Below are 22,075 nucleotides of genomic sequence, written 5' to 3'. Positions count from 1 at the left end.
CGCTCGTACTGGCGGCATAGAAGTCAATACCGATATCCTGCGATTGAACCGGCCCCTTATGTCGCGACGATCCGGGGAACAGAGGAGCAAGTGCGATGCCGCTGTCAACCTACACCCTTGCCGAGGACCAGACAGGCGCATGGAAACTGGCGTTCGAACCGGAGGAGCTCCATCTTTACATCGCCTTCGCCAAGCCTGGGTCGGAGCCCGATCCGGTCGCAGGCATGACCGCCGAGGATTTCCTGGTTACGATTCCGCGTGGCCCGCTTCACCGCCAGGCACACGAAGGCTTTGTCCGATTCCTCACAGCATCCATCAGCCGGAGCTAGCTGCGCGCTACCGCGGAGGAGAATGCCGCTTTCGACCCGTTGCAGCCGTTGGCGCGTCCAGACCGCTCACTTCACTCACCGTCGCCCCTGGCATTGTACTTTTCTTCTGAGCGTTACACTTCGCTCCTGAATTCGCATAAAGACCCGGAATTCGTGGCTCTTTATGCGCGGGCTTCCACGGCCTCCAAGCCGAGTTCGACGGGATCGGGGACCGTCGTCGCGAAAATATCGAGATAGTTTCGCCGTTTCGTGGGCGAAGCTTGGCCGAGCTTTTCGACTTTCTGGAAAACCGTTTCCTTGAGGCGTTCAGCGCTAGGTTTCAGGCCTTCTTCGGCAACCTTAATCCGCACGTCGATAGCCGCTGCGTCCGGTGTCGCCTCCGCTTCGTTTCCAGATCCGCCACTCGACGCCGCTTTAGCGCGTTTCGGTTTCGGTAGGCTCACTTTGCGATTCACGGTGCGGGTTGCGGGCTCCTTTGTTGCCGGCGCCGGTTTCACGGTCGCAACGATAGTTGGCATCGCCTCAGCGCCATTAACTGGTGATGACATTCTCTTTTCGAAACCAGCCATCCCGGTAGTCGGGGCACCGGCATCTTCGGCGGGCTGGCCTGCCCGGTCATAATCGTCGGTCAAAGCCGGAACCGGCTGTACCGGGAGATATTCGATCGGCGGCACATCCGGCATGTGAGTCTGCGAAAATGCCTCCGCGGACTTGAATGGCTGTGTCTCGAAAAAGCGCAGCTTGTCGCCGAAGATCGGGCGCTGGCCTTCAACAAGCAGTACCATCTTTCTCTCCGGCATCTGCCGGATTTCCTGCGGCATCATCAGGTCACGCTCGCGAATCTGTTCGACCTTCGTGCGCCTTGGCAGGCCGAAGAGCTCGATCGTGCGCGATTCCGACTGGTAGCGGATGGTCCGCTTTCCGAGCGCACGGGATGCATAGTCGGCGGTCGCCTGATCATTCGCGCCAAGAATGAGCTGATAGCCACAATTGCCGAGCAGCGAATGCCGGGAGGTTTCGCCGTAAATCTCGTCGAGATTCTTCAGGTCCTGGATGATGATGGCGAGCTTGATCTTGTACCCTGCCACATAGGGCAGCTTAGTCATGATTTCGTCCATCTTCTTGAGCTGCCGAAATTCGTCGAGCAGGAAGTAGACCGGCAGCGAGTTCGGATCGTGCTCGAGGGTAAGAATGTCCATTGTCTGTTGCACAAACAGCGTCAGGAGCGGCTTGAGCAGCGTGATATCGGTGATGTTGGGCGCGACGTAGACGGAAATCGGCCGACGCTTCATCGCACGGAGATCCATGTCGGTGACGTTCGTCGCGGCGACGACACGCTCGTTCTTGAACGGCCGCATTGCCTTCTGAATATCGAGCAAGGCCGAAGCGGCGGCGCGCTCGGAAAGCGCCAGGTAGGCGTTGAAGCTTTCCAACGTGAATTTGGACAGGTACGGCTCTTTTGCCTTGATGGATTTCATCAACGCCTGCAGGTCGACGCCGCTGTTGAAGAACGAGTTGACCTCCCCGAGATTGCGCCGGCCGTTGTAAAACGGGCTTTCCAGCACATAGCTGATAGCGCCTGCCATGACCTGTTGGGCGGTCGCCTGCCACACAGAGTTCTCGGATTCGGTGTTTTCGGGAACGAGAATGCTCGCCGTGTTCTGGATGTCGGTCGTGCGATTTCCGCGTTCCTGGCGAATGAAGTCGAGAGGATTGTAGCGGTTGGTCCTCTCCGCGCCTGGCGCGAATAGGAAGACCTGGCTGCCGTTGCGCCGGCGATAGCCCGCCGTCGCCTTGAAAATCTCTCCCTTGAGGTCGGTTACGATCATCGACCCTTCATGCATCAGAGCATTGGGGATGACATAGCCGGCGCCTTTGCCCGATCGTGTCGGCCCGATGATCAGATGGTGACGATCATCCTTGGTGCGCAGGATTTTGCGGCTGACGCGACCGAAGACATGGCCGGCTTTGCGAAACCACTTGCCGCGGCGCAGAGAGGCGATGTCCTGAAAAGCTGCATCACCGAGTGGGCTGCCTTGCGGCCGAAGGCCGATGTAAGCGACGAGGCCACCGGCAAGGAGGGCAGGGACGAGCGCCCAGATCGCCACCATCTGCAATGTGGTGTTGCTCTTGTAGAGCCAGAATTGTTGCAATGGGGCGAATGGGTTGGTGGTGATCGTCGTTTCGAGAATTCGGCCGTCACGGAAAAAAATCTGCAGGCCGAGGCCATAGCCGAGAATCCAGACTGCAAACACGATTCCGGTGCAGAAGAGCAGGTAAAAGGCCTTATTGCCCTGGCTCATGATTCATCTCGGGCAAAGAAGATTTCCGACACGCCGCGCTTGCCGCCGTCGCGGCGGAGCTGGATGACGATCGGGATGACCATCTGAATGTACGACATCAGATCGGCTTTGGAATAACCTGACGACATGCCAGCCTGTTGCATCATCATGGCGAGCTGCTCGTAGGCACCCAGTGGCGTGTCGGCATGGACAGTGGACATGCTGCCTGGGTGGCCGGTGTTGATTGCGCGGAGAAACGAGAAGGCTTCCGCGCCGCGGATCTCGCCGACAAACAGCCGATCGGGGCGCATGCGAAGCGATGCTTCAAGCAGGCTTTGAATCGTCACATCAGCCGTACCCTGATCGCCCTTTGAGGCGAGGAGGTGCACCTTGTTGGCCTGGGACGGAAACAGTTCGCGCGTGTCTTCCAGCGTCAGAATGCGCTCATTGGCATCAATGCTTTTCAAGCATGCGTTGAGAAATGTCGTTTTGCCGGAGGAAGTGCCGCCGCTGATCAGGATCGAAACCCGTTTCGTGATGGCCGTATGGATGAAGTCATAGATACGGCCGGCGCGCAGATGGGCAATCAAGTCGCGATCGATGTCACTTAGGCCGCCGACGGCGACCGATACTTGGTCGAGCGAGCCGCTGTCGCGATACTCCTCGAGCGTGAAGTTGTTGACCACCTGCTTGCGGATTGAGATCGAGCCGCCTTCCGGAGCGGCCGGCGGCAGGACGACCTGAATGCGTTCGCCTGTCGGCAGCGCGGCGCTGAGAATGGGCTTGGAGCGGCTGATAAACTGACTTGTCGCGCCGGCGACGCGCTCACCGATGTTCTGGATTTCGGTGGCCGTCAGCTCATGGATCTCGTGATGCTCCATATGATCGGCGCCGAGGCGTTCGACATAGACGTGTCCCGGCTTGTTGATCGAAATTTCGACGACGCTCGGGTCTTCCAGGAATGATTTCAGCGGCGACAGCGCGCGATCGAGAAAATGATAAGGGTTCGGGGCTCTACCGACGGCGACGTTCACGTTGAATTTCCTTCATCGCTTCGGTGACGGGATCGTCGTAGATGGCGCTGAAATCGAGATCCTGCCGGACATAAACAAAGATGCGCTCGCCTTGGCTAACGCTGATGGTCGGTGGGATGCGGAGATTTTCGCTCAAGGCCTGGTTGGCCATGTCGCTGAAGGTTTGCGCAATCGTATCGCGCGCCAGTTCCTCGCCGCGTTTGGCATCGTCGTTGTTCTTGCCGTACGCTTGGTCGCTTCCGAAGCCGGTCAGGTAGCTGGCGCCGGCGCCGACGATGGAAAGGACGATGGCCGAGCCGAAACGTTCGCGCCATTTGTTGTCGACATGGCCGGTGAGACCGGAACGGCCGAGACTGTCGCTTCCGATCGAGTTCAGGCGGACACTCACGCCATCATCACGGATAAGCCGCGTCCAAATGACGAAGATACGTTTTTGTCCCCTGGTCACATCGGACTGATACTCACCGATCAGTCGCGTTCCCGTCGGGATCAGGATGCGGCGGCCATCGAACGAATAAACATCCTGAGAGGTGATCGCCCGAATCTGCCCCGGTAGGTCGCTGTTGATCGCCGTTTCGAGAATGCCGGGAATGAGAGTGCCTTCCGGGATCAAGGCATCAATGCGCTTGAGTTGGGTGGCCTTCGCGCCACGGTCGGCCAGGCTCGATGCGGCAGCGAGGAACTTGCTGTTGCGGTCCTCACCTGCGACCGTAGAGCCGCTGCCATTGGCGCCGCCGAGTCCGCTGGCGCCGTCCTCAGCCTTGGCCTGGTCGAGCGAGATCAGCCCTGATTTGTAGCGTTGCGGAAATTCTTCCGGTGGCGGTTCGTCCGCGGGGGGCGGCGCGACGGCCGGCTCAGCAACCGGGGGCGGCGGCGGTGGAACGTTGAATTCCGTCGTGTCGATCTTGGGTTTAACCGGTTCGGGCGGTGGCGGAATATTGATGATCGCCGGGTCGGGTTGCGGCTCCGGCTTATCCTGCTCGCGCACGAATGACGGGGGACGGAACGTCGTGGTCCGAAACTCCTCGTCGCCCTGGGTGATGTCATGAGAGGGTTCCTTGGCGGGCGAGAGGACGAAATAGGCGGCGACAACGCCACCGATTAACAGCGCAGCACCGCCGAGCAGCTGATTGCGTTTGGCATTCTTATTGGCGATGGCCGCATCGTCGCCGGCAAGCATGGCCTCTAATTCTGGAGATTGCTTCATCAGTTGCCGCTCCTCCAGCGCTTCTTAGCCTGGCGATCGGGAGCCGGGCCGCGGACGTCGGGGTCTGGGGTCCCGAAGTCGGGCTTTCGAAGGTTGAAAATGCACGTCCACTGATCACCGTCGCGCAGCGTGTATTGAGTGGCGACGCCATCGACGACGAGATATTCGCCCTCCTTGCGGAAATTGCGCAGCGTCTCGGAAAAATCCGATTGAACGGCAAAGATCGCCGGCGCGCGGCCGTCGAATTTGAAGAAGGTCTTCTTGCCATCATCAAAGACCATCGACGGTTTCAGGGCCGCGTCGCCTGAGAACGAGTAGTCAATGTTGACGTTGGCCTTGTCGATGTTCGCGACGTTGGGGTTTGCCGCCCTATATTCCGCCTCCTTGCGCAAGGCAGCGTTCAGATCCTTCTCTGGATAGACGAAGCGCACGCCGAAGACCTTGTGGCCTGCCTCTGGCGCATAGTCGTGCAGCTCGATGAAATAAATTCGTTTCGTCGTCACCACGTTCATATTGGTGGTGACGTTCTTGGCGACCGGTTTGACGAACAGGATGTTGCCCTTCTCGGAAGGCGCCACCTGCCAGCTTTCCGTATCGCCGAGCGAGATCGTTTCGAATTTCTCGTCTTCATCGAAAATGATCATGGTCGAAATGCCGTAGGTGGCATTGACCGTGACCACGTTGTTCGGCTGATAGACGACACTGGTAACGCGCCCGTCGAGGTTGCCCGGACGAGGCGTTTGCGCGCCATGGGCGTGAGTCAGGATGGCGACGGAAAGCGCCGCCGAAAACAGCAGGCGCCTCATCATCCCTCGTCTCCCGGCGTAACCGTTTCCTGGTCGCGGCGGTAGTTGTAGACCTGGAATCCGAGAGGGTTTTCAAACCGCCATTCATTCGTTTCCGGCGTGTCCGTATAGCGGTAGCGCACAACCGAAATGTAGTGCCGGACGATCGAATCCGTGTCGGACTTTTCCGTTGTCGAGAACCGGACCAGCGCTGTGCTGGCATTCGAGAACGTCACGGACTTGACGTCGACCAGCACGCGCTTGTTTTTGCCGTAGACTTTGGTCGGATTGTTTCGGTTGGCTGCGCTGTACTGCTCTGCCAATTCGCGTGCCGCATCTCCGGTCGACAGCAGTGCGGCGACGCCGAAGTTTTCTTCGATGGCGAACGGGTCATAGCCCTCGCGCTGGCGGATATAGCGCACCACATTGGCTTGCGTGATGGCCTGCGTCTCTGTCAGGGTCAACGGCTTGGTCAGGCCTGTCTTGACCTCGATATAGCCGGTGTTCTTGTCGACCTCGACGATATACGGCTCGAAGCTTTTCAGTGGGACCAAGAGAACGAGCGCGACCAGCGCCAGCAACGTGATCACGCCGAAAAGCAGCGCCACGAACCATGCAAGCGAGCGGGAGCGCTTCGCCTTTTTGACAATCTCGTTTTCCCATCGATCGCCGTCCTGAAAATAGCTCCTCAGAGCACCTTCATCTGCCATGTTGATCCAGCCCTTACTTTGCCTGCCGGCGAGCAGCCTCAGCGAGGCATGCTGTTGTTGGAGATTCTGTTCTGCATGGCGGTGCGCTCATTGGCCGTGCGAATGTTGGCAATCATGCCGGATTGGATACGATTGCGTGCTCGCATACCGGCATTGCCGACCACGCCTGCCGCGCCGCGTGCAGCGTCGAGTGCCTTCGTTGGAGCCGTCATGCCGGAGTATTGCGCAACAGCTCTCGCGACGTTGCCGATGCCCGCTGAGACGCCGCCGACGATGCTTTGGGCCAACACCTGGATATGGAAAAGTACGAATGCTCCTGCGAAACACAGCAGCAGGAAAGCCGACACGTCGCTGAGCTGCAGCCGGCGTTGGTTCGCTGCATTCGTCACCTTGGTTAGCTCGGGATCCATGGCGGCGATGAGGAAGGCGGCAACCACATAGATGAAAAGCGGTATCAGCGCGTAGAGCAGGACCTGTTGGAACCACGACACGCCGAGGCGTCGCGTCTGCTCGAACAGCATGCAGGCTATGAAGATCGGGGCTGTTCCGACCAGCACCCACATCATCACCTTCGCCAGCAACAGGATCGCCAGCGCGACGGCGATAAAGACCGCCACGCAAAGCATGATAAGAAAGCCGATCATCGACGGCAGAATGGCAAAGTAGCCCGACTGTTCCGCAAACGCCGCCGCTGCTTCATTGGCGGTCTTCCAGATCATCGACAGGCCATTTGTCGGTTCGGTGATGCCGGTTCCCGTGGCCGTCAGGATCGCGCGCCCTACATCCTCTGGCGTGTTGTTCAGCCAACTGTAGAATAGCGTGTCGAAATTGCTCCATTCTCTGACGATCAGCAAAATGACCACCATCCGGGCGACGCGGCCGACGACTTCGGCAACGCTGACCCTGGACGTTCCCATGAAGAGCTGCAGGCCGTAATAGGCGACGTAGGCCAGGAACAGGACGTTGAGCAGCGGCGTAATTTCGCTGCCGACAATCCCATATGCCCTTTCCGAAAAGGTCCTTCCGGTGTCTTCAATCCGGTCGAGAAGGTCGCCTAAGAAATCTTCCATTGCCGCCGATCGTCCTTATGGAGTTGCCATCGCCTTTATCGCGGCCGCGGCCGTGGCTGGGTCGCCGTTGACGTACGACATCGGGCCGCATTCCTGGCGAGGGTCGGCAGCGTAGGACGTCAGATCTGCGGGTCGCTTGCAGGGGGCCGTTTTCTCTTTGACCGTGCCGCAGCCGGCAACGCCGATCGCGATCACGACGAGGAACAATGCTCTGCCTAAGTGTGCGGGCTTAGTTACCACCGTAGGTCAACGCCTTCTTCGAGTTGGAAATGTCGGTGAGCCGGCGCTGGTTATCGGCCTGCAGGGAGCCGACAGCACCGTTCATCACGCCGATGAGCTCGTTGATGGTGAGGCCGGCCTGGACCTGCAATTGGGTGTTCTGATCGATCGACCCCTTGATGTCCTTAGCCTGGCCGATGCTCTGTCCGGCTTGTTCGAAGGCGCTCCGGCGCGTCGTCACGGCCTTCTGCGATCCGGTCACAAGGGCCGAAACGCCAAGCACCGTGTTCATCAGCTCTTCATAGGACTTGTCGCTGGAAAAGCCGCTGTTTGACTTGCCAGAGAGGCTTTTCACCAGCTGCAGGCCATTGATGAAGGTGGTCGCGATCTTGCTGATGTCGCCACCCATGCCGCCGAAATTTGGCACACCGCCTGACATGATGCTGTCGAAGGACGGCATGGAGGACACGCTGAAACCGTTGCCAACAGCCAGATTCTGCATCTGGTTGGCGTCACCGCCGCGATCGCCGGTGACGGCCTTCAACGTGTCCTCGACAGTCGACAGGATGTCCTTGTTCGTGTTCAGGATCTTGTCGGTGGTCATGGCCGTTTCCTTGGCCACCTTGAGATTGGCGCCGTCGATGACCGGCACACCTGATGCCCATGCCGCGGAAGCAAAGAGAACCGAACACGCAGTGAGGATAGAGCGCTTCATAGAGGTCTCCTTATTGAAGCTTGAGTTGCAGGTTGAGGGTGGATTCACGCTCGCGCTTCTGGACACAGGCTTGGTCCGCCGGGCTCCAGGTGAACCCTTCGCGCGGGTCGCACAGACCAGTGGTTTCGCGCGGCACCTCGCCTTTGTTTTTGTCTCCAGAGGACTGAGATGAGCCCGACGTTTCAGTCAGCTGCATCGCGTTTCTTGAATTGAACAGGTCAGCCATTGTCGTCCCGAGCAGGATGACCTGGTTCATCATTTCGAGATTGGCGTTTCGCGCACCGGAATTGTGGTCCCAGCTGTCCTGAATGGTCCCAGTGGTCAGGCCGCCGAGCTGCTGCAGCCATGACGCGACGTTGGCGCCGCTCTCCTGCGTGGCTTGCGACGTCGCCATGGCGTTGATCGTCGAATCCCGCATGCCAGTGTAGGATGTGCTGCCGCCGCTATAGTTGATCGGGATGTTCGCCCCATTCGCCCCACCGAGTGCCGGCAGCCACTGTTGGGTGATCTTTTTGACGTAACCCTGCGTTTCCTTGAACGGCGGGATGCCGCCGTATTTCTGGACGCTGCCGTGACCAGAATTGTAGGCGGCAAGTGCCAGATTCACGTTGCCGCCGAACCGCTTGAGCTGCTGTTTCAGATAGCGAGCGCCGCCACGCAAATTTGACTCGATATTGTAGCGATTGGCCCCGAGATCGCTTGCGGTCCCCGGCATCAGCTGTGTGAGGCCGTATGCGCCGGCGCCGGATTGGGCGCACGGATTGAAACGGCTTTCCTGGTAGACGAGAGCCATAAAAAGGTTCTCGTCTACGCCTTCTTCCCTCGCGACCCTTTTGACCAGGCCGACGATTTCAGGGTTGGCTTGCGCGGCCGCGGTCGGATCGTCCTTGCGACCTTCCCTGTAGACGGAGCAGGTCACGCCTTTGTTGATCGAATACCGGTCCTTGTCGGTCTTTTCGATTTCGCCGACCTCGTCCTTCCGATCCGTTTTTGTACCGAGGTTTGCTCCGTCAATGACGGGAACACCAGACGCCATCGCCGGAACGGGGGTGGCGAGTGTTGACACCAGCAAGCCAAGGGCCAGACGATTTCTCATTGGGCCTTCTCCCATCCGCAAAATTCAGCCAGCCACTTTTCCGGCTCGTCGCCGTATTTTCTCCGAAGTGCTGCGCACTCCTCGATCGTCTTCTTTCGGCCCGACAGGACCTTCACAATGTCGGGCATCGACGACAGATCGAGGCGGGCAATGACCGAGTCATTCCCGTGCTTGACGAGAAAAGTGCGCTTCTCAGGCGGGGTGTTTTTGATGAAGTTGAATTCTTTGACCGTCAGGCCAAAGCGGCTGATGTAGCTTTCCTCGTCCGCGCGCGGATTAGGGAAGTGGATGTTGGTTGCCGACTGCTCGATCAGCGTGTGAGATGCCCGGGCCTTGGTGATGTCGGCCGCCGACTGCGTTCCGAAACCGACAATGCCGTTGAGCTTGCGGATGGTTTTCATCTTGTCGACGATGAACGCCGAAAAGGTATCGTCCTGGAGCAGCTGCCAGCCTTCATCCATGAAGAACATGACAGGATCGCCGTTCAGCAGCTCATCCAGCCGATGGTAGAGGTACATCAGCGCCGGTGTGCGCAACTCCTCATTTGCGAGGATGTTGGTCATGTCGAAGCCAAAGACACGACGCCCTGAGAACGACAGAACGTCGTGCTGAGCATTGAACAGCCATGCCTTTTCGCCGTCGATCCATGGCCGCAGTCGTGCATGAAGGTCGTTGGCGTCTGCGCGAGAGCGACCGACGAGCAGGGTCGACAGGTTCACCAAGTTACGCTCAGCCGCGGGCTCTTGCATGAGCCGAGCCAAGGCCTTTTCGAGTGTATCTTCGTCTTCCTGGCTAAAGTCGCGACGATCGCTGGCGCGAAGCATTGCCTTCAGTAGCCGCAGGAGAAATTCCCGGTTCGGTCCGGTGTTCTCGAGCTGGAGAGGGTTGAAGCCGGTGGGTGTTTCCGGGGACAGCACCTCGTAGGTGCCGCCAACCGCCCGAATGAAGATCTCCGCACCGCGATCTTTGTCAAAGAAAACTGCCTTAGGCGCGGGAGTGATACGCATCGCCTGGGCAAGCAAGAACGTCAGGCCGACCGTTTTGCCCGAACCGGTTGGACCGGTGACGAGGAAATGGCCAATGTCGCGTTGGTGAAAGTTGAACCAGTACGGCGTCTGCGAAGTCGTTTCGAGGATCGCGATCGGCAGGCCCCAATGCGCGCCGTCGGATTGTCCCGTCGCGAAATTGTGCATCGACGACAAACCGGCAAAATTGCCGCTGGACAGCAACGCCTTGCGAGCGATGTAACTGTGATTTCCCGGCAATTGCGCCCAAAAGGCTGCTTCGAGGTTCATATCCTCGCGCAGCCAGTTGATGTTCATGTCGGTGAGGCATGCCCCAAGCTCGGAGACCGCCTTGCTCACGCCCTCCAGATCGCGCGACAGGCACAACAATGTCAGATGGTGGAAGCCGAAAACGGCTTCCTGGTTCATCAGGCTGTTAACCGCGAAATCGATGTCGTGTTCGACCGAGCTACCCGCTTCGTCCGAGGTCTGGATTTGGCGCTGCAGGCGGGTAATTCGCTCTTGAGCAATGGGCTTGTCCGCGATCGTGAACGATTGCGTCAGAATGAACTCGTGATTGACTTGCAAAAGGCCGTCGAGCATTCCCGGCCCTGTGAAGGGGGGATATTCCTTTACCGACAGAAGCGCGCCGAAACGGCTGTCCTCGTCGACTGCGGCTTGTGCCTGCATGGTCCGCTTGCTGAAATGCAGGCGAGAGGTGCCGACATAGTTGCTGATGCCCATACGCGGGAGCCGCATCTTACGTGGCACGCCGCAGGTCAGGATTGTGTTGAAGAACTCGCAGGGTTCGGAATATGGCTCGCCGTCGCGGCGAGCGATGCCGAGCGCACGCGCGCCGTATTTCTCGAGCTCGCGCGTGATGTTGGTGACCAGCTCCTCCAGTTCCGTCACGTCCTCGCGTGACTGCCGAGAGCGGCCGTCGCGGCTGGCGTTTTTGAGTATCCGCTTAAGGGTGTCACCGATTCCGAGCGCACCCCTCATTCCTGACCTGACGATGGTCAGGTAGATCTCGTTCGTGAACATGCGCTTGTGGCGCAACTGCTCCATGTAACGCTTGTTGAGTAGGTCGCAGAACGGATCATCAATGGCGCCTCCGATCTCGGTTTCAACCGCGCGGCGAATGACCGTCGACCATAGCGAAAACCGGCTGGAACCGAGCGCGCGGATCATCGTGTTTTGCACGACGGAGCGCATGTTTAGCGTGGCCTGGTCCTCAGTCTGGAAGAACAGGCCATCGAGCTTGATGACGCTGATCAAGGCGCCATTTTCCAAGCCGATCACCATGTCGGATGCATGGCGCAAATAGGGGATATGAGTCGACATTGGCCGCTCGTTGTGAGCGGCCTTCCCAAACCCAAGCTCATCTGTGACGACTTTCAGCATCGGTTATGGTCCGTATGAGTTGGTGCCCCAAAAGCTCTTGTTGCGCGTGCGGGGCGTCTTGCGCGACGCAACCTGCATTACGTCGAGGATCTTGTTGTCCCAGGTGCACACAGTGAAAAGGACGAGGTAGGCGACTGGTGCGGTCAGCAGTGCCCACAGGGAGTTGGAGCCCAACCAGCCTATGATCGTAAAACCGACGACGATAACGACGGCCATGTACGGCACACCCCAAAGCGTCGGTGAACGGGTAAGACCGATCACCAACGGCGTCAGGGCAGGCTTTTCATCCTCGAACTCAGCCATCGCTATTTGCCGACAGCCGCAATCATTTCATCGACGATGGTTGGTGCACCGAAGACCAAACCGATGCCGACGATGACGGCGCCGGCCGTGAACCACGACAGCCGACCGGCGAAGGCGAGGAAACCGAGGCCGATCACCGCAATGATCGCTAGCAGCCGGCCGAACGGACCTGTGATGAAATCCACGATCATTTGAACGGCCGTCTGCAGTGGCGCGAAGGCGCCGCCGGCGCCGCCACTTTGCGCCAAGGCTAGATCGACGCCGGCCATGTGCACGGCCGCAGCCAATCCAAGAACGGCTGCCAGCTTCCATGCGCTGACCTTCGGCCCGTCAATTGCATTGCACTTCATGCGTTCTCTCCTTCAAAAGTGCATCACTCCGCCGACAAACTTGCCGGTCTTCCTCACGGCGATGACACCGACGTCCTCACCACCGCCTGCGATTGTCGTGGTCCCGGAACCCTTGGGGTTTGCCTTCGGCGCCGGCATGGGCAAACCGATCTGGTAATTGACCACCTTGGCGACGTAGCCGACGGTCTCCCGAAACGGCGGGATGCCGCCGTACTCGTAGATGCGTTGCTCGCCGCTGTTGTAGGCAGCGGCGACAAGCAGAGGATTTTGGAACTGGTCGAGCAGGACCCGCAGGTATTTCATGCCGCCTTCTATGTTCTGCTCCGGATCGCAGATGTCCTCGACCTGGAACCGTTCGGCGATCGCAGGCATGAGCTGCATGGGGCCGCGTGCGCCTTTGTCCGAATTGCGAGTTTGGTCGAAGCCGCTTTCCGCCCAGGCAATCGCCGCGGCGAAAACCTCGTCGACCTTGTGACGCCGCGCCGCATCGACAACCAATTGCTTGATTTCCGAAGGGCTCAGCGGTGACGGACCGCATGCCTGCACGCTTGGCGTGCTGTCTTGAGCTGCATTTGCCACGACATTTTGGGTAGTCTGTCCTACCGGCAGCTTACCCAATATGGCATCATCTTCTGTTTCGTCCTCCGTTGTGTAAGCCCGCTGCAGTATCCCAAAATGAGTAACTGCCCGCTGGTCCTCTTTAGCTGTCTTCTCTGGCGCGATAACGCCGTCCTCACTGAGCACGTAATGATCGCCGCTTGTGCCCCATCTAGAATCGAAAATTTGACTGACGGCAGCATCAGTGGTGCTTTCAGCTTGCGCGAAATTGCTAACAAAATTGGCGGATTTCTGCGCTTCCTGGGCTATTGCCGCGCCAGCGATGAGCACATTAAGCAGGATCGAACAAATCAGGGATCCATTGCCTCCAATGCTGCTCGCTCCAGCCCTTTTCGTCATCGCGACCCGCCTCATTTGCGGTGTTGAGATTGTGGCGAAAACCGATTAAGTTCGCCATTGTATGAACCGATTTGGTGTAGCGATACAATCTTTTGCGCTACACTTAAACCCCAAAAGTGGGATCGGCATGAGCCAATATGGTAAAGGGATGGAAATGAAACGGACCATCTTTGCTGCATTCGCAGGTTGCGTTATCGCAACGTCGGCCTGGTCTGTGGACAACGTCAACAAGGACTACATCAAGTCGCTGGCGGCACCGGGCAAGACGGTGCTGGTCGTCGAGTACTATGACGGCAGCGGCAAAGCCGTGGACCGGAAGGGCTACGCGTCAGCATCCGGATATGTGGCGGTATCGCCCACGGATTTCCGGGTCGATGGCAAGACCAGTCTTCACCTTTACGGTCTCCAGCCGTGCCAAGGTGAAATGGTCAACAGGAAGGAAGGCTTTGCCGGCACTTGCGCCGACTTCGCGCAACAGCAGCTGCAAATCATGCTGAAAAGCCCAAAGGTCATCTTCTGCCGGGCCTTCGTCAGCGAGCAGTCGTCTCCGACGCAGAATGCTACCTGCTACGGCTACTATAACTATCCCGGCAGCCTCGATTCGGTTGATATGTTCGAGGAACAGCTTTTGTCTCTCGGCGCGTTGCGCCTGACAAAAAAGCCCGATGGCTCCTATGACCGGCCGGACCTCGCGCAGGCCGAAGATGTCGGCAAGAAAGGGTCCTACGGCATGTGGGCCGATCCGCGAGTGAAAGCCCAATGAAGAGGTTTCCACTCGCCCTTGCGCTCACCGCGGCCGGTGTCGCAACGGCACTTAGTGCGCCGGATGGCTATTTCGACCTGAAGCCGGGCATAACACTGGAAACCGGCGATACCTGGGTCGCCGACGGTCAACGTTATCGCCTCTTTGGCGTTCAATCCTGCCTTCGCGGCACCAACTACACCGACTTGAAGGGGCAAGAGCGCGACTGTGGCGATGCCTCCCTGGCAATTTTTGCTGCCTATATCAAGGACACCAAGCCGGTTTGCGCGCCGGTCGCCAAGACGGCGGACCTGACCTATGTCATCTGCTACGCCACCGTTGGCAAGGATCGCCTCGACCTCGCCACGATGATGATTTCGAGCGGCTACGCCTTCGCTTCGCTCGATGATCAGGGCATGCCCCTTCATCCGCCGTACTCCGTGGCCGAGCTGGACGCCCGCGAACGCAAGGCGGGTCTCTGGCAGTTCCCTGATGTTGTGCACCCTGCAGTCCTGTTGGCCAAGACAGCCAACGAGCGCGCCAAGAAGGAGGCGAAGCAATGAAAGCCCAACTCCTCCTGTCGGCAGCAATGCTTGCCCTCAGCGCTGAGGTCGTCGAAGCGGCCGATGTCATCAGGAATGAGCCTGTCCTCAAGGTCTACCGGCCAGCCGTAGAACCGTCCGCCGCCCAGGTGACCGGGGTGCGTCTCGTTCTGAGGGGGCGGGTCGCTGTCATGGACGGGCGGACGCTTTGGTACCCCCAATACGCACTGAGCGTCCAACTGGCCGACATCGACGCGTGCGAGCTTCCGCAATGGGCACTCGATCCCAAATGGGAAGACCGCGAGCGCGTGAAGGCCCCCCTCCCCGTTCCGTGCGGACCATTTGCCAAGGCTTGGCTCAAACGAACGGTCGGCGACAAGTCGGTGACCTGCAACGTCGTCTCCTACAGCGTCGACGGTACGGCGATCGCGCGTTGCACGACCGGCGCTCGAGATCTTGCCCTGGAAATGCTTCGTGTCGGTTGGGCGCGGGTTGCCTCTCCCTATCCGGTCAATGGCCCATATGCCGCCTATCAGCGTTACGCCATGGCCGCGCGCTACGGCATGTGGGCAACCTACGTGCTCGACATGAATGAATGGCGCCGCAAGGCCGTCGACAAGACGCTAGAGCGCCGGCCGATCGCTGATTTCAATCTGCTGGCCGAACGCGAGAATGAAATATCCCCGCCTTTTGCCGATGCCCGCAAGCGACCGTTGAGGACAGACCGATAGCTGCCGGACTTCGTCTACGTGCCAGACGCTTCGAAGCGAACCGCTCCACTCTAGCCGCACACCGTCTGTCGTGGGCGATGCCCGCAATTATCATCGAGAGGACCGCCCGACATGAAACACCTGATTTATGCCGCCGGCCTCGCCGGCGCCGTGCTCCTTCCCGCCGCAGCGGCCAAGGCACAAGACGCATCCTGGGGCTGCCAAGTCCTGCTTTGCGCAGCCTCGCAAAACCCTTCCTGGCATGGCGTGCAATACTGCATCCCGCCGATGATCAAACTTATTGCTGCCATGTCCAACCCTGGCTTCTCGTGGCCAATCTGCAACGAAGCAAACGCCGGTGCACCGGGTCGTGAGGACTATGCCGGTTGCCCCGAAGGCACCAAGATCGGCTACAGCCAATATGGCCGGGACGGAAATCGCGGCGTGCCGGATCGTTGCGTCAAGACCCTCAACACCTGTCAAACGCACCCCGGTCTAAACGGTCCCGCCAATCAAGCCGGCGTGATTTTGAATCGCCGGGCCCGTGACGGAGAAGACTCTTGCATCAAGGAAATTTCCTCGCCGCGGCCGAGGCGCGCTGACCCCTGGTACTTCGACATTCCGAATGACCAAGGCGTCAAGCAACGCCACTGGTTCAATCTGAATCTCTAGTGGGTCAGAGCGATGAACAATGCCGTCCTGCTCGCCATAGCAGCCGGCGCCGGCCTTGTGGTCGGCGCCGGCGGAACCTGGCTGGCAATTCCACACCCGACTGTCGAGGCAAGGACCATTCCCAAGGCCGAGCTCACGGCGGCGATAACCGCTGATCCCTCATTGTGCCCTCTACCAGTCGTGGAAAAACCGTCAGAGGGTGAGGCACTGGCCGCCTATCAGAACGCGCAATCCACCTCACCGTTGGCCTGGGATCGCAACGACATGCCGAAGATCTCACTTGCCCTTGGCCAGTGCGACAAAAACAACAACGGCCCCGGCGTTTCGTGCATGACCACGGTCAAGATGTCGCCTGAGGCACAGCCCCTCAATCGTGTTGTAGGCTTCGCAAAGGCGGCAAACGGCGAATGGGTTGCCACAATCTTCTAGGCCGATGAGGTGTTCGTAATGGAAGATCAATTTCTCGACTACGTGACGGTCTTTGCAACAGCCGTGGTTTGCTTCGTCATCTCACTCTGCCTCGGCTGGAACTTCCTCGCTGCGTTGCTTTTTGGAATCGTCACCGGCGCGGCACAGGCCGGACTCATCCGCCTAGTGGTGAAATTCTGACGTTCGGTAACCGACACGGACTTCCGTTTTGGGCGGTGAGCAGTCACCCGCTGGGACCAGCACGAATGACGGCCATGCGCCAGGAGCAGTCCTCCCCTGGGTCGCACTCTAAATGTCTCGAACGGGGCCGGAAGGGGACTGTCGGCTTGCTAGCGTTAGCCAATCGAAGCCGTCAACCAACGCTAAGAACAATCTTGAAGCACCAAGTCAATGTCACCGGCCGCGCAATCGCCGCCGAACTTTGGCGTCCGTATCCTGCCACCGGGCCTCCCGTTTATAGGAGTCAGCGATGCCATAAAGAACACTGGCGACTTCTGCCTTGATGATCACGTTCCCGCCATGGGCGACCAGCCCATGCCGGTCGAGAACGGCAGGCACAGTACTCTTCGACGGCACCCGCACGTCGCCGGCAAGCTTGCGCACCAGCAGTTCGCGGATCTTGCGTGCACCCCAATGCGGCTTGTCCTTCTTCAGCCGCACGATCATCGCTTCGACCGGCTCGGGCAGCTGGTTGGCATAGCGCACCGGTCGGCGCGACCGGTCCGTCAGCGCCTCCAGGCCGTCGTCCTTGTAGCGATTGAAGATCTTGTAGCCGGTCTTGCGCGAAATGCCGAACTCCCGGCACACATCGCTCATGCCTTCGCCCTCAAGCAAGCGGGCGACAAATCGTAGACGTTCCTCCATCACCGAAGTCTCTCTCCACGGCATCAACACCTCCCGCCAAAAAGCGGAAAGTGTTACCCATGTCTCCGGTACAAAACGTCACCTATCTCTCAGGTCGGGCAGCATAAAAGCCTGATCGTGCAAGTGTAGCAAGTGCTTAGGCCGCCTGTTGCCTGTTGGTTGGGCGGCTTGCGTTCAGACACCGGTTCTCGGGCTGGCAATGGCGATCGTGTTCATCGGACCTCAGAAGTTCGAATCCCGCCCGGTGCGCCATCGCGTCGATATCGATGCCATCGAGGATCCAATGAAGCTGTTCGATCGTCAACGTGACCACCGGCACCTCGCGGCGCGGCCATCTAAACCTGTCCTCCGTCAACCGCTTCAGGACAAGCACAAAGCCTGAGCGATCGAAGAACAACAGCTTCATCCGCTCACGCCGGCGATTGCAAAATGCAAAAACCGCTGGAGCAAACGGGTCCAATGCCATCGTCTCCTGGACCAGAACCGCAAGGCTGTTGATGCCGGCCCTAAAATCGATCGGCTCTCGATGAAGGTAAACCTTGAGATCAGCGCCAAGTCTGAACATGACCAAGCGCTCCGATGATTGCCGTCAATGCATCTACGTCACCCGCATTCCAACGTCAGCTTCACGCCGTTCGGCAGTGACGCGCTCAACCTCGCTGGAGAGTGTCAATGCCGCGCGAATTTTCTTCAGAAGCGCGGCAGCAAGGCCGCCAACGGCATCGTAAACTTAACGGTAACGAGGACAGACCATGACGCCGGCCGAGTTTGTCTATCACGCTCGGGCGATTTTCGCCCACAGGTTCATCGCCGCTGAACGCAATTGGCGATGATGGCCGGAGGAGATGTCGTGTCGGGGAATGTGGAACAGGTTGGCGATGGGATCGTGGATGGAGACGAAGCGTTGAAAATGTCGCTGTGGCTTGAAGCGCTTCATAATCTGCTCTCGTCGCCGGATCGGCTGATGGGAATTTTCCGCCCGATTTTTCAAGCCCTTGTGTGAGCGATGCTCGACACCCGGCATCAACTCAGCTTTCGCGGCAGCATAAGAGCGCGGCTTGTCGGTGACCATCACCCTCGGCTTGGTACCCTGGCTTTTGAGCAGCTTGCGCATCAGCCGCAGCGCAGCGCTCTTGTTCCTACGGCTTTGTAAAAGCGCATCGAGAATAAAGCCTTCGGCATCGACGGCACGCCACAGCCAGTATTTCCTGCCCTTGATCGATACGACAAGTTCATCACGATGCCATTTGTCGGCAAAGTTGCCGCGTGATCGCCGCCGGGTTGATAAGCGAACTTGAGGCCAAATTTCACCACCCATTCCGACAGTGTCTGAAACGCCCCTTCAATCCCGCGTTCGGCAAGCAGGTCTTCGACTTCGCGAAGGCTCAGCGGAAATCGGTAAAAAGCCACACGGCATGGGCGATAATCTCGGCTGGAAAACGTGGTTACGGGTAAGCGGTTCTTCGGTCATGCTGGTCGAATATCACCTCGATCAGCAAAATCCGTTAAGGCGACGCCACCACATGTTTCCGATCTCCGTTTGTCCAGACGTTTGATCGGTAGCATCTGCCGCGGCCCCGCCAGGGCTTCGTTTTGTTGCAGTTTATGTTGAAGCGCAAAGCCTTGTTCTGTACGCGGCGGTTAGAGCGCAGGTATTATCTTGGGTATTTCCAAAACGGCTTTTAGCCCTTGTGAAGTGCGCCGCTGCAGTTGAAGCGAACCGTGATGGGAACGCGTTATGTCGGAGACGATGGAAAGGCCAAGACCGAAACCCGCTTCCGAGGCCGGGCGCGACGTGTCGACCTTGAAGAAGGGTTCCACAACCCGTTCGACAAGATCTTCCGGAATGCCGGGGCCGTCGTCTTCGACCGAAATGACCAGCGTCTTGGCGCGTTCGGCGAGCCTCACCTCCACATGCGCGGCAAATTTGGTGGCGTTGTCGCAAAGGTGCCGGCCATTGTTGACGATGACCCGCTACGGACGCGCAAGCCGTATCCCACGCGATAGAAAAATTCTCCCGCGATAGAACCACCTTTCATAACAATACTCTTGATGACCGGCCCAGTGCTTTCAAAGCGATCGGCAACCACTTCGTCAGCGATATCTGAAGCTTTGAAACCGAACATAACCACCACGCGCCCTTCACCGAATGAGGTGTCAGGAAGCCATTCACGGAACATTAGTCCGTTTCCGCCAAGCAAATTTTGGCTTGTGATCATTTCCAATGCGGTATTGCGGCGAAGATAAAAGGCCAGTTCGCTTGCGATATGGTAAGTATCCATCCCGATCAGCATCGGTGTACTGCCGGTATCTGCCGCGACTTTGTTGCCAATCTGTTCTGCTTTCTCAGCGAATTCCTCCCAAGCGACAGGCAGCCCGCGAAGGCTGCCCGAGTAGTTCAACAGAGGTAAGCCAATCGCCACGTAAGTTAGGATGGCTGAAAATGAGATGAGACTGAAGGCCGTGCTGAAATTCCAGGACCGTACAAGCCGTGTCGGCCGCGCGTCGCGAACATGCGTCGAAATAAAATGGGCGATCGCCGGCAGAGCGGCGAGCCAGAGGGGGCCGGTCCAATTCATCTTCACTCCGTGAAAGAGACTGAAGATGACGAAAACGGCGAGAGGGACAAGAGTGTAGGTTAGAATGAACGCTGATCTAACCGAGTGCGAGAGACGATCTTGGCTACGAGCCAATCTCCACAGCGTGATCACCACCGAAAAAAGTCCTACGGGGCCAATTAAAAGAGTAACAAACCCGATAAGAGAATGGAACGAGAAATGAAAGGCCGCCGTCCATCTCCGAGTGCCTTGGAATACAAACGACGCCCAATCGTGGGCTGCATTCCAACCTATGACAGGCGAAAAAAGCAGCGCTGCGATAAATGCCGAAAGATATGGCCAAGGCGTCAGCAGCCAGCGACGAGCCTCAGGCCGGAGAATTAGGAAGACTAGACTCGCCGGAACAAGCAGCGCGATCGTGTATTTGGAAAGCATCCCCAAACCGACGACGATCCCTGCGCCGATCCAGGCTTTGCGCCGTTCTCCAATGAGGGCGCGTTCAAGATAAAACAATCCACCCGCCCAGGCCGCCGTAAGGGGCGCATCAGGCGTTATCACCAATCCAATCGCGAAGAAGAACGGCAAAGTGGAAATCAGTATTACTGTGATAAATGCTTCTGTTCGCCCGAAGAGATTGAGTGCGAGGCGAAATCCAAAATAGGCGGTCGCCATCCAGCATGCCGTTGCAGCGGCTCGCACACCGAATTCGGAGGCGCCGAAAAGCTTCGTGCCAATCCACATAAGCCACGCGACCATTGGCGGATGATCTAGGTAGCCCCAATCGAGATGTTGCGCATAATTCCAGTAGTAAGCTTCTTCCGGAATAAGGTCGATATTTCCTTGGTAGACAATCCGGAGCACAACAACGTAGAGAAAAATGGCTATTGCCTTGAGTTTCCAAGAGGTTGCACCAGATCGATAGGCGCCTGTGCGAAAGATGAAAAACGCGCTCCCTATGTAGCTTACTATACCGCCTCCGAGAATTCCTGCGACAATACCCATCCATTTCGGCAGGCCCGCAAACGCAGTCGCGTCAACCAAAAAACCCGTGCGGATCGCCAGCGCAAGTGCTGCTACCAGCAGGTAGCGGATCACCCCATGTCCGTAGTGTTGGCGATCTGGAAATGACCACCGCGCATTGGCCAGGTAGTTGAAAGTCGCACTGAAACAAAAGCCGCAAACATTGGCCATTCTCAGGTTCGCACCAAGATCCTGCAAGACCGTTACAATGAGGAGATCGATCAGGAAACCCATTGCGCCAACGATTGCAAACCGTTTCGTGCCTCTTGAAAGATCCGATCCTCCAGAGAACTGATAGAGCCGCCGTAGATAAGCAGCAAATTGCCGAATTCCAATCTTGGAAGTCCCCCTTGTGCGATCGGTAAATCTAATAGGAACTTCAGTCACTCTCAGCGTATCGCCGCCAGCGTTGATTGCTTCGAGCGCAATTTTGAATCCCTCGGCTTTCGCGCTGACGGCAAGCAGGGACTCGCGGCGGATTGCGAAAAATCCCGACATCGGATCTGCGGCATCGGTAAACGGCCAGGCAAGTGCCCCGCCGACGCGGGAAAGGATGCGGCGGCGAAGCGGCCATCCATCCATCGAACCGCCTTCCATATTGCGACTACCGATAACCATATCGAATTCATTGACATAAATTGGTGCTATCAAGCCAGGTAACGCAGCCACCGGGTGGCTACCGTCAGCGTCAAGCACCACGAGGATCGGAAACTTCGCAACATGCGCTGCCGCGACGACGTCAGCAGCCAGACCTCCTGATCCCCCGCCTTGCACGAACGAGATTGGCCCATCCGTTTGCCATCTCACTACCTGGTCGATTGTGCCGTCTCTTGATCCTCCGTCAGCGACGATGATCTCAAAATCGTAGTCACCGCTCATTTGAGAGATGATATCGGCAAGGATGTTGTCGATATTTTCGATTTCATTCAGCGTTGGGATAATGATTGAAACCGAGCAACGGTGTTCCTCGAGTTTGATTGGCACCGGATCAAACGGGTAAGCTTGCCCTGTTACTAGGCTTTGAATACGATTTTGAAGCAAGAGGTTCTCCAGCAATTGACAGCAAATGCGCG

Annotated in this window: 23 protein-coding genes and 3 pseudogenes; 7 read left to right on the top strand and 19 right to left on the bottom strand. The window is 58.1% G+C overall.

Annotation, left to right across the window (positions count from 1 at the left end; genetic code table 11):
• The first annotated feature begins 95 nt into the window (after window positions 1-95).
• On the top strand, window positions 96-329 hold the full coding sequence (locus tag EN862_RS32870; protein ID WP_127868746.1) for a hypothetical protein: 234 nt from the start codon (window positions 96-98) through the stop codon (window positions 327-329).
• A 161-nt stretch (window positions 330-490) separates the two neighbouring features.
• Here the strand turns inward: EN862_RS32870 and EN862_RS32865 are convergent, their stop codons facing one another.
• From EN862_RS32865 to EN862_RS32805, 13 genes are read right to left on the bottom strand one after another with little or no spacing between them, the layout of a single operon-like run.
• Window positions 491-2,632: a type IV secretory system conjugative DNA transfer family protein gene (locus tag EN862_RS32865; RefSeq protein WP_127868745.1), complete on the bottom strand. Its 2,142-nt coding sequence runs from the start codon at window positions 2,630-2,632 to the stop codon at window positions 491-493.
• Window positions 2,629-3,645, bottom strand: coding sequence for a P-type DNA transfer ATPase VirB11 (gene virB11 / locus EN862_RS32860; protein ID WP_127868744.1), 1,017 nt, complete (start codon window positions 3,643-3,645; stop codon window positions 2,629-2,631). Before virB11 ends, EN862_RS32865 begins: the two co-directional genes overlap by 4 nt.
• Window positions 3,626-4,852, bottom strand: a complete 1,227-nt coding sequence (gene virB10 / locus EN862_RS32855; RefSeq protein WP_127868743.1) for a type IV secretion system protein VirB10 — start codon at window positions 4,850-4,852, stop codon at window positions 3,626-3,628. The genes virB11 and virB10 overlap by 20 nt, the downstream gene beginning before the upstream one ends.
• Entirely contained in the window at window positions 4,852-5,661 is an 810-nt protein-coding gene (locus tag EN862_RS32850; protein ID WP_127868742.1) for a TrbG/VirB9 family P-type conjugative transfer protein, read from the bottom strand. The genes virB10 and EN862_RS32850 overlap by 1 nt, the downstream gene beginning before the upstream one ends.
• The gene (locus EN862_RS32845; protein ID WP_127868741.1) at window positions 5,658-6,347 is read right to left on the bottom strand and encodes a type IV secretion system protein; all 690 of its coding nucleotides are present in this window, start codon (window positions 6,345-6,347) and stop codon (window positions 5,658-5,660) included. The genes EN862_RS32850 and EN862_RS32845 overlap by 4 nt, the downstream gene beginning before the upstream one ends.
• A 38-nt stretch (window positions 6,348-6,385) precedes the next feature.
• Window positions 6,386-7,417 (bottom strand): type IV secretion system protein, encoded by a 1,032-nt coding sequence (locus EN862_RS32840; RefSeq protein ID WP_127868740.1) that lies wholly within the window; start codon window positions 7,415-7,417, stop codon window positions 6,386-6,388.
• 15 nt (window positions 7,418-7,432) lie between these two features.
• The gene (locus EN862_RS37060) at window positions 7,433-7,657 is read right to left on the bottom strand and encodes a hypothetical protein (protein ID WP_127868739.1); all 225 of its coding nucleotides are present in this window, start codon (window positions 7,655-7,657) and stop codon (window positions 7,433-7,435) included.
• Window positions 7,647-8,351, bottom strand: coding sequence for a type IV secretion system protein (locus tag EN862_RS32830; RefSeq protein WP_127868738.1), 705 nt, complete (start codon window positions 8,349-8,351; stop codon window positions 7,647-7,649). Before EN862_RS32830 ends, EN862_RS37060 begins: the two co-directional genes overlap by 11 nt.
• A gap of 10 nt (window positions 8,352-8,361) precedes the next feature.
• Window positions 8,362-9,447 (bottom strand): lytic transglycosylase domain-containing protein, encoded by a 1,086-nt coding sequence (locus EN862_RS32825; protein WP_127868737.1) that lies wholly within the window; start codon window positions 9,445-9,447, stop codon window positions 8,362-8,364.
• Window positions 9,444-11,855, bottom strand: coding sequence for a VirB4 family type IV secretion/conjugal transfer ATPase (locus tag EN862_RS32820; RefSeq protein ID WP_127868736.1), 2,412 nt, complete (start codon window positions 11,853-11,855; stop codon window positions 9,444-9,446). Before EN862_RS32820 ends, EN862_RS32825 begins: the two co-directional genes overlap by 4 nt.
• A gap of 3 nt (window positions 11,856-11,858) precedes the next feature.
• Window positions 11,859-12,158 (bottom strand): VirB3 family type IV secretion system protein, encoded by a 300-nt coding sequence (locus tag EN862_RS32815; protein ID WP_127868735.1) that lies wholly within the window; start codon window positions 12,156-12,158, stop codon window positions 11,859-11,861.
• Window positions 12,159-12,160: 2 nt separating this feature from the next.
• Window positions 12,161-12,508 (bottom strand): TrbC/VirB2 family protein, encoded by a 348-nt coding sequence (locus EN862_RS32810; protein WP_127868734.1) that lies wholly within the window; start codon window positions 12,506-12,508, stop codon window positions 12,161-12,163.
• Between the two features lie 12 nt (window positions 12,509-12,520).
• Window positions 12,521-13,465 (bottom strand): lytic transglycosylase domain-containing protein, encoded by a 945-nt coding sequence (locus EN862_RS32805; RefSeq protein WP_127868733.1) that lies wholly within the window; start codon window positions 13,463-13,465, stop codon window positions 12,521-12,523.
• Between the two features lie 154 nt (window positions 13,466-13,619).
• On the opposite strand from EN862_RS32805, the gene EN862_RS32800 reads away from it, so the two are divergent.
• The 6 genes from EN862_RS32800 to EN862_RS36380 all read left to right on the top strand — a co-directional run bounded on the left by EN862_RS32800 (window position 13,620) and on the right by EN862_RS36380 (window position 16,740).
• Window positions 13,620-14,228 (top strand): hypothetical protein, encoded by a 609-nt coding sequence (locus EN862_RS32800; RefSeq protein WP_127868779.1) that lies wholly within the window; start codon window positions 13,620-13,622, stop codon window positions 14,226-14,228.
• On the top strand, window positions 14,225-14,770 hold the full coding sequence (locus EN862_RS32795; RefSeq protein WP_127868732.1) for a thermonuclease family protein: 546 nt from the start codon (window positions 14,225-14,227) through the stop codon (window positions 14,768-14,770). Before EN862_RS32800 ends, EN862_RS32795 begins: the two co-directional genes overlap by 4 nt.
• Window positions 14,767-15,480, top strand: a complete 714-nt coding sequence (locus EN862_RS32790) for a thermonuclease family protein (protein ID WP_127868731.1) — start codon at window positions 14,767-14,769, stop codon at window positions 15,478-15,480. Before EN862_RS32795 ends, EN862_RS32790 begins: the two co-directional genes overlap by 4 nt.
• Window positions 15,481-15,591: 111 nt before the next feature.
• The gene (locus EN862_RS32785) at window positions 15,592-16,131 is read left to right on the top strand and encodes a hypothetical protein (protein WP_127868730.1); all 540 of its coding nucleotides are present in this window, start codon (window positions 15,592-15,594) and stop codon (window positions 16,129-16,131) included.
• 12 nt (window positions 16,132-16,143) lie between these two features.
• Window positions 16,144-16,560: a hypothetical protein gene (locus EN862_RS32780; RefSeq protein WP_127868729.1), complete on the top strand. Its 417-nt coding sequence runs from the start codon at window positions 16,144-16,146 to the stop codon at window positions 16,558-16,560.
• An 18-nt stretch (window positions 16,561-16,578) separates the two neighbouring features.
• Complete coding sequence (locus tag EN862_RS36380) at window positions 16,579-16,740, top strand: hypothetical protein (RefSeq protein WP_167524594.1); 162 nt, start codon at window positions 16,579-16,581, stop codon at window positions 16,738-16,740.
• A 339-nt stretch (window positions 16,741-17,079) separates the two neighbouring features.
• Here the strand turns inward: EN862_RS36380 and EN862_RS32775 are convergent.
• From EN862_RS32775 to EN862_RS32750, 6 genes and pseudogenes are all read right to left on the bottom strand, one after another.
• Window positions 17,080-17,448, bottom strand: a pseudogene (locus tag EN862_RS32775) (helix-turn-helix domain-containing protein); the annotation flags it as partial.
• Window positions 17,449-17,560: 112 nt separating this feature from the next.
• Complete coding sequence (tnpB, locus tag EN862_RS32770) at window positions 17,561-17,989, bottom strand: IS66 family insertion sequence element accessory protein TnpB (protein WP_127868728.1); 429 nt, start codon at window positions 17,987-17,989, stop codon at window positions 17,561-17,563.
• Window positions 17,970-18,090: pseudogene (locus EN862_RS37055) on the bottom strand (IS66 family insertion sequence element accessory protein TnpB); the annotation flags it as partial. The pseudogene EN862_RS37055 and the gene tnpB, both read right to left, overlap by 20 nt.
• A gap of 109 nt (window positions 18,091-18,199) precedes the next feature.
• Window positions 18,200-18,851, bottom strand: a pseudogene (locus EN862_RS32760) (IS6 family transposase).
• A gap of 214 nt (window positions 18,852-19,065) precedes the next feature.
• Window positions 19,066-19,332, bottom strand: coding sequence for a sensor histidine kinase (locus EN862_RS32755; RefSeq protein ID WP_281035870.1), 267 nt, complete (start codon window positions 19,330-19,332; stop codon window positions 19,066-19,068).
• On the bottom strand, window positions 19,329-22,043 hold the full coding sequence (locus EN862_RS32750) for a glycosyltransferase family 39 protein (RefSeq protein ID WP_127868726.1): 2,715 nt from the start codon (window positions 22,041-22,043) through the stop codon (window positions 19,329-19,331). Before EN862_RS32750 ends, EN862_RS32755 begins: the two co-directional genes overlap by 4 nt.
• Window positions 22,044-22,075 lie beyond the last annotated feature (32 nt).

The sequence above is a fragment of the Mesorhizobium sp. M2E.F.Ca.ET.219.01.1.1 genome (assembly GCF_004016445.2).
Taxonomy (GTDB): domain Bacteria; phylum Pseudomonadota; class Alphaproteobacteria; order Rhizobiales; family Rhizobiaceae; genus Mesorhizobium.
The sequence above is the reverse complement of the archived record's forward strand: the minus strand, read 5'-3'. Positions and strand labels throughout refer to the sequence as shown.

What these genes read in the sequence shown, in the direction of transcription:
- EN862_RS32790 (WP_127868731.1), top strand. Translation starts at nt 14,767, where the DNA reads ATGAAAGCCCAACTCCTCCTGTCGGCAGCAATGCTTGCCCTCAGCGCT.
- EN862_RS36380 (WP_167524594.1), top strand. Translation starts at nt 16,579, where the DNA reads ATGGAAGATCAATTTCTCGACTACGTGACGGTCTTTGCAACAGCCGTG.
- EN862_RS32800 (WP_127868779.1), top strand. Translation starts at nt 13,620, where the DNA reads ATGAAACGGACCATCTTTGCTGCATTCGCAGGTTGCGTTATCGCAACG.
- EN862_RS32825 (WP_127868737.1), bottom strand. Translation starts at nt 9,447, where the DNA reads ATGAGAAATCGTCTGGCCCTTGGCTTGCTGGTGTCAACACTCGCCACC.
- EN862_RS32795 (WP_127868732.1), top strand. Translation starts at nt 14,225, where the DNA reads ATGAAGAGGTTTCCACTCGCCCTTGCGCTCACCGCGGCCGGTGTCGCA.
- EN862_RS32785 (WP_127868730.1), top strand. Translation starts at nt 15,592, where the DNA reads ATGAAACACCTGATTTATGCCGCCGGCCTCGCCGGCGCCGTGCTCCTT.
- virB10 (WP_127868743.1), bottom strand. Translation starts at nt 4,852, where the DNA reads ATGAAGCAATCTCCAGAATTAGAGGCCATGCTTGCCGGCGACGATGCG.
- tnpB (WP_127868728.1), bottom strand. Translation starts at nt 17,989, where the DNA reads ATGTTCAGACTTGGCGCTGATCTCAAGGTTTACCTTCATCGAGAGCCG.
- EN862_RS32840 (WP_127868740.1), bottom strand. Translation starts at nt 7,417, where the DNA reads ATGGAAGATTTCTTAGGCGACCTTCTCGACCGGATTGAAGACACCGGA.
- EN862_RS32815 (WP_127868735.1), bottom strand. Translation starts at nt 12,158, where the DNA reads ATGGCTGAGTTCGAGGATGAAAAGCCTGCCCTGACGCCGTTGGTGATC.
- EN862_RS32870 (WP_127868746.1), top strand. Translation starts at nt 96, where the DNA reads ATGCCGCTGTCAACCTACACCCTTGCCGAGGACCAGACAGGCGCATGG.
- EN862_RS32845 (WP_127868741.1), bottom strand. Translation starts at nt 6,347, where the DNA reads ATGGCAGATGAAGGTGCTCTGAGGAGCTATTTTCAGGACGGCGATCGA.
- EN862_RS32830 (WP_127868738.1), bottom strand. Translation starts at nt 8,351, where the DNA reads ATGAAGCGCTCTATCCTCACTGCGTGTTCGGTTCTCTTTGCTTCCGCG.
- EN862_RS32850 (WP_127868742.1), bottom strand. Translation starts at nt 5,661, where the DNA reads ATGATGAGGCGCCTGCTGTTTTCGGCGGCGCTTTCCGTCGCCATCCTG.
- EN862_RS32805 (WP_127868733.1), bottom strand. Translation starts at nt 13,465, where the DNA reads ATGACGAAAAGGGCTGGAGCGAGCAGCATTGGAGGCAATGGATCCCTG.
- EN862_RS32780 (WP_127868729.1), top strand. Translation starts at nt 16,144, where the DNA reads ATGAACAATGCCGTCCTGCTCGCCATAGCAGCCGGCGCCGGCCTTGTG.
- EN862_RS32820 (WP_127868736.1), bottom strand. Translation starts at nt 11,855, where the DNA reads ATGCTGAAAGTCGTCACAGATGAGCTTGGGTTTGGGAAGGCCGCTCAC.
- EN862_RS32865 (WP_127868745.1), bottom strand. Translation starts at nt 2,632, where the DNA reads ATGAGCCAGGGCAATAAGGCCTTTTACCTGCTCTTCTGCACCGGAATC.
- EN862_RS32810 (WP_127868734.1), bottom strand. Translation starts at nt 12,508, where the DNA reads ATGAAGTGCAATGCAATTGACGGGCCGAAGGTCAGCGCATGGAAGCTG.